Below are 5,553 nucleotides of genomic sequence, written 5' to 3'. Positions count from 1 at the left end.
GTATTCACATATAAAAGTTTCAGCCTTATTAGGTTGAAAAAAAGTACCATATTTTCGGCTAAGAAGGCTCAAAAAGTTAGTATTTGTGTAAGAGTTGGGCAGAAAAATTAAGGGATAAAACTTAGCTCCTACCTCCTCGCTCATTCCCTATTCCTCCTGTCTTCCCCTCCCCTCCTGGGAGGGGCTAGGGGTGGGTTGGGAGGGGCTAGGGGTGGGTTGGGAGGGGGAGGGGTGAGGGGTGGGTTGTCTCCTGTCTCATCCCCCCACTAAAAGACTTTTTCAGCAAACCCTAATTAAGGATAGAACTCTGTTCTGCTTACAAGAACAAAAACTTTTTTCTCCTCTTCCTCACTGACTCCTCAAGTCATGATTTATAAGCATTTAACCGGACGCAATATAACACACTAAAGTTAGAATATAAACGAAGGCACTTATGCTGAGGGCAGAGGGCAGAAGGAACAATTAGATGGGGTTTTATACCTTTGTTCCCTAAAGGCCGCGGGCAGAGAGAATTCAGTAGTCATACCAAGCGTGAAAAAATAATGCTACAAAAAAGTAGATATCGATCAGATATGCTGAAAAATAGCTGCTCCAGTTCATTTGAGTCCAGTTCATTTGAGGTAGTTATCTCTATCTTTTTCCCCTTTTTTTCAAAATTTACCACTTCTTCCTTCTTCCCTCTTCCTTCTTTCTTATTTCTACCATTTGTAACAAACATTTATTAAATTTGTATCAGAACTCCCTTCTGCCTTCTGCCTTTCCTGATCAAAGATTCTTTGTACTGCTATAGTTATGAGGACTTGATTTAATGTCTCGCTCTAGAATTTTTACATGGCGATCGCTGTTAACTATTAGCGTAGTTTTCTGCTTGGTTTTACTACTAACAATTCTTACTATACTTACTATTATTCGTCCACCTCGAACTAACACTAATTTATTACTATTTCCAGGTATTATTTATCAAAGACTTGCTTTTTCTCAACCCCGCCCGATAATGATTCATGTTGTTACTATTGCTCTGAATACTCCTGGAGTAAAAGCATTAGTCACGCCGAGAATTTCTACTTCTCCAGATATGAAAATTCGCGCCCGTACCACTTCTGAATTTGTCAATGAATTTGATTTAAAACTAGCAATAAATGCCAATTTTTTCTACCCCTTTTATGAAAAAACACCTTGGGATTTTTACCCTAAAAGTGGTGATTTAGTTAATGTAGTTGGGCGGGCAATATCTAATGGTGATGACTACTCTATAATTGATAGAAACTGGCCGACTTTATGTTTGAATTTGAATAATTATGCTCAAATATCAGATAACTCTATTTGTTCGGCTCAAACTATTCAAGCTATATCTGGTAATTTAATTTTAGTTGCTAATGGTCAAGCAGTTACTCTGCCAAAAAACTCACCTTTGAATGAAAAACCCTATCCACGTACAGCAGTAGCAATTAATCAAACAGGAGATAAATTATGGTTAATTTTAGTTGATGGTAAACAGCCTTTTTATAGTGATGGTGTTACTTTAGCAGAATTAACTGAATTTATTATTAATTTAGGTGCTGATAAAGCATTAAATTTAGATGGTGGTGGTTCAACAACTTTAGTAGTAAATTCTAATTCCCAAGCTAAATTATTAAATTCACCAACTCATACTCTTGTACCTATGCGCGAACGTTCCATTGCTAACCATTTAGGATTTTATGCTTTACCTTAGACCATTTATTGAGTGAGGGAGTGGGGGAGTAATACCAAATTGATAAATGTTTGCTACAAATAGTTAGGGTATTTATTCTAATTTATAATTTATAATTTAGAATGCAGAATGGATAGATTTAATACCATTTTTGATGTTGTAAATTACCTTTTTCGTGAAACAGACTTTATCTGAAAGTCTTTTTATGGTGCTTATTATTCGTAACATTCTTTTTTCAAATTGGTATAAGGGAGTAAGGGAGTGAAGGAGAAGTAAACATAAGAATAGTTAATGCTAAATAGGGTGCCAATTATCAAAAAAGTGATAAGGCTTGTGTTAATTACTTAATATCAGATAAAGTAAGACTTTTCCTTCTTTCTTCTTTCTTCTTCCTTGTTCCTTCTGCTATATAATAAATTTCTGAGGTGGTAGGTCGTAGGCGTAAATTCAAGAGCGCTTCAATAGAACATTTTTATTATACTTAATCATCCAGACATGGTATTAGTAAAAATTCTTATATTAATATTTTTTAAAACTTGTCTGAAATGGATAAGATCTGAATAATGTTATAGTAATTTTAGAAAAAAAATTCACAAAAATAAATAATAATCGCCTATATTATGGCTTGGCAAATAGTTTTAAGTTCATTAATTTTTCTAGGTACTCTAATTCTTGTATTTTGGCAGCCAAAAGGTTTAGATATAGGTTTAAGTGCAATGATAGGAGTTTGTCTAACATTGACAACTGGCCTAATTTCTCTAGCAAATCTGCCTACATTGATTTGGGCAATTTTAGTAAATACTACCTTAACCTTACTAACCTTAATAACTATTAGTTGGATATTGCAGCAAAAGGGAGTTTTTCGTTGGCTCGGATTTCATATTGCTAATTGGAATCTTGGTAGCGGTAAATTTTTATTTGTCACGCTGCTAATATTAGTAGCTCTATTTAGTGCTATTTTGACTAACTATGGTAGTACCTTGTTATTTATACCAATAGTCATTGAAACTCTAGTTTTACTCAAATTTACTTCTACAGAAATTATCTCATTTCTGATAGCCTGTGGCTTAGTTGCTGACATAAGTAGTCTACCATTTTCCATCAGTAACTCAGTCAATTATATTGCTGCTAGTACATACAATATTTCTTTTGATAGTTATATAATTGTCATGGTACCTGTTAGTTTTGTGACAATTACTATCAGTATTATTGTTTTGTTGTTTTACTTTTGGCCTAATATTCCTAGAAAATATAAAAACTTTAGGTTCAGAAAAAATCATCTAGAAAGAGCATTGCCAGCAGCTAGTATAGAACCAAAAAAGCACCTGAAACTTGCGGATAAAAGTCAAAAAAAACATAATTTATACCTAGAAACTGAAGAATTAATTGAGAGTGAAAAAGAACGCAGCATTGTAGTTAATGCTTGGCAGAATAATGGTCGATTCCAATATTTTATTTCTCAAACTAAAATTTTAACAAATTACTGTTTTTCTCTCTTTAAATTGATATTTTACCCTTTCCTACCAGTTATTTTATTTATCTGGGGAATGTACATAATAGTTTTTGGTCTGAGTAACTATGGTTTGACAGATGTAATGAAATATTTGTTCGTTCAAATTTCTGGATGGGAATTTTCTCTAGCTATTATTGCTACTGGTTTTTTCTCTGCATTTATGAGCGCAGTCTGTAATAATTTACCATCTTCTTTGATTAATATATTGACAATTCAAGCTGCACAAATAATAGATTCTAATATTTCAGAAGCAATGGTTTATGCTACTATTATCGGCTGTGTCATGGGTGCTAAAATTACCCCTATTGGTAGTCTGTCTACTCTATGTTGGTTTTATATGATGAAGCGACATGATTTTCAGATTAGCTGGAAAAATTATTGTGGTATTAGTTTAGCTATTATTTTGCCTATTTTATTTATTAGTCTTTTGAGTTTAACTATTTGGCTACCAGGAATGCAAATTAATTAGGGTGTGCTGAATAACTGTTTTTGTTGAGGGTAGAAGTGCTGAAAACCATGTACTTTTTCAATAGCTAAAAAGGCTAAAACCTTTATCTGGCAATTATTTGAAATTTAATTAGGGTTTGCTGATTAAATATCGCGCTTATTGACTGATATTGGTTTGAGCAATTTTAGATCTGGAGGGGGTGCGAGGTTTTCGGTGGTAATGGTTCAAAAATTCAGGATTTTGGTCAAGAGTAGGGCAGAACCATCTTGAGAAAATTCTTACTTCTACCTCCTCCAAATTCCCATTTCTCCTGTCCCCCTCCCCTCCTGGGAGGGGCTAGGGGTGGGTTGGGAGGGGGAGGGGTTAGGGGTAGGTTGTCTCCTGTCTCCTACCTTCACCCATAAGACTTTTTCAGCAAGCCCTAATCAGCAAACCCTAATTATTAATTATTAATTATTAATTATTAATTATTTAACTACTCCCTACCTCAACAAAAAGGCTTTTGAGCGCAAACCCTAATTATGATTATGGCTGTTTAGTGGGGGTGAAGCAATAGTGTCATTATTGGGGGTTAACAACAGTATTAAAATAACGCAAAAAAGTTAGATATTATTAGATATTTATTGTGATATAATAAATTTATGTCTAATTTATTAACAGTATCTGAAGCAGCAAAACTGCTAGGAGTGTCAACAAAAACAATTAGACGATGGGATACTGAAGGACGGATCAAATCAATCCGTACCGAAGGCGGTCATCGTCGTTTTATCATCACTGACTTGATAGGTAATAAACAAGATAATTCTTTGACCGTTGCCTATGCTAGAGTCAGTAGCCATGAACAAAAAGATGACTTAGAGCGCCAAAAAATAGTTTTACAAGCTTACTGCGCTAAACAAGGTTGGTCATTTGAAGTTATATCAGACCTGGGTAGTGGTTTAAACTATCGCAAAAAAGGACTGATTAAGTTAATCAAATTAATCTGCTCAGACCAAGTAGAACGATTAGTTTTAACTCATAAGGACAGATTACTGAGATTTGGTAGTGACTTAATATTTACTTTGTGTGAAATATTTGCTACAGAAGTAGTTATTATTAATCGTTCCGAGGGTTCTACCTTTGAGGAAGTCTTAGCACCAGATGTTATAGAAATAATTACAGCTTTTTCTGCCAGACTTTATGGTTCAAGAAACAGCAAAAACAAGCAAATTGTCAAACAATTAAAAGAGATAGCTGACCAATTGAAATAAAATCAATAAACGAAGGCAGAAGGCAGAAGGAACAATTGGATGGGGTATAAAACTCCATCCAATTGTGACAGTGGGGTTTTATGCCCTTGTTACCTTCGATCGCGGGCAGAGGTCAAGAGTCAGAATTCCCTTTCCTAGGTCATGCTGTGCAAACAGCATAAGTGCTTCCTGTTCTCTGCCTTTCCTGATAAAGATTACCGAATAATTAATAATTAATAATTAAATAATTCGCGCCTTGAAGCCTCCCCTTTTAAGGGGAAAAAAAGCGGTCGAGGGATGGCGAGGTCTCCTCGCCATATCCAATCGACCAAGAAAAGAAATAATATTTCCTTATGTTCAATCAAGAACGGTTTTAACCAGAGGTAATTATCAATTATCAATTATCAATTATCCATTAATGAAAGCGGTTTTCATTTCAGTAGACCACAGTAGGGACCTTGCATGCAACGTCCCTACTGGGTTTTGGTTATGGTAATGTGGTTCATCAAGAGTGAAAAGCGCTGTAAACTCAAAGTCAATAAAACCATTTCTCAAAAGTTTTGCTACATTTCCTTGGGAGTAGGGAGTAGGGAGTAGGGAGTAGGGAGTAGGGTTTAAAGGAATAAGATATTTTGGATTAATGCCTATAATCCTTACGAACATTACTGAA

The 5,553-nt window shown here is 34.8% G+C and carries 3 protein-coding genes and 1 pseudogene; 3 read left to right on the top strand and 1 reads right to left on the bottom strand.

Features of this window, described 5'->3' with window-relative positions; all coding sequences use genetic code 11:
• Positions 1-808: 808 nt before the first annotated feature.
• From F6K54_RS39295 to F6K54_RS39285, 3 genes are all read left to right on the top strand, one after another.
• The gene (locus tag F6K54_RS39295; protein ID WP_293089670.1) at positions 809-1,714 is read left to right on the top strand and encodes a phosphodiester glycosidase family protein; all 906 of its coding nucleotides are present in this window, start codon (positions 809-811) and stop codon (positions 1,712-1,714) included.
• Positions 1,715-2,313: 599 nt separating this feature from the next.
• Positions 2,314-3,675: an ArsB/NhaD family transporter gene (locus F6K54_RS39290; protein WP_293089668.1), complete on the top strand. Its 1,362-nt coding sequence runs from the start codon at positions 2,314-2,316 to the stop codon at positions 3,673-3,675.
• A gap of 620 nt (positions 3,676-4,295) precedes the next feature.
• Positions 4,296-4,904: an IS607 family transposase gene (locus F6K54_RS39285; RefSeq protein WP_293089667.1), complete on the top strand. Its 609-nt coding sequence runs from the start codon at positions 4,296-4,298 to the stop codon at positions 4,902-4,904.
• Positions 4,905-5,291: 387 nt separating this feature from the next.
• Here the strand turns inward: F6K54_RS39285 and F6K54_RS39280 are convergent.
• Positions 5,292-5,553: pseudogene (locus F6K54_RS39280) on the bottom strand (hypothetical protein); the annotation flags it as partial.

Source organism: Okeania sp. SIO3B5 (assembly GCF_010692555.1).
GTDB lineage: Bacteria > Cyanobacteriota > Cyanobacteriia > Cyanobacteriales > Microcoleaceae > Okeania.
This window is presented reverse-complemented; position numbering and strand designations above follow the sequence as displayed.

Bases quoted from the DNA above. Each gene is read 5' to 3' on its own strand.
- F6K54_RS39290 (WP_293089668.1), top strand. From the start codon at position 2,314: ATGGCTTGGCAAATAGTTTTAAGTTCATTAATTTTTCTAGGTACTCTA.
- F6K54_RS39295 (WP_293089670.1), top strand. From the start codon at position 809: ATGTCTCGCTCTAGAATTTTTACATGGCGATCGCTGTTAACTATTAGC.
- F6K54_RS39285 (WP_293089667.1), top strand. From the start codon at position 4,296: ATGTCTAATTTATTAACAGTATCTGAAGCAGCAAAACTGCTAGGAGTG.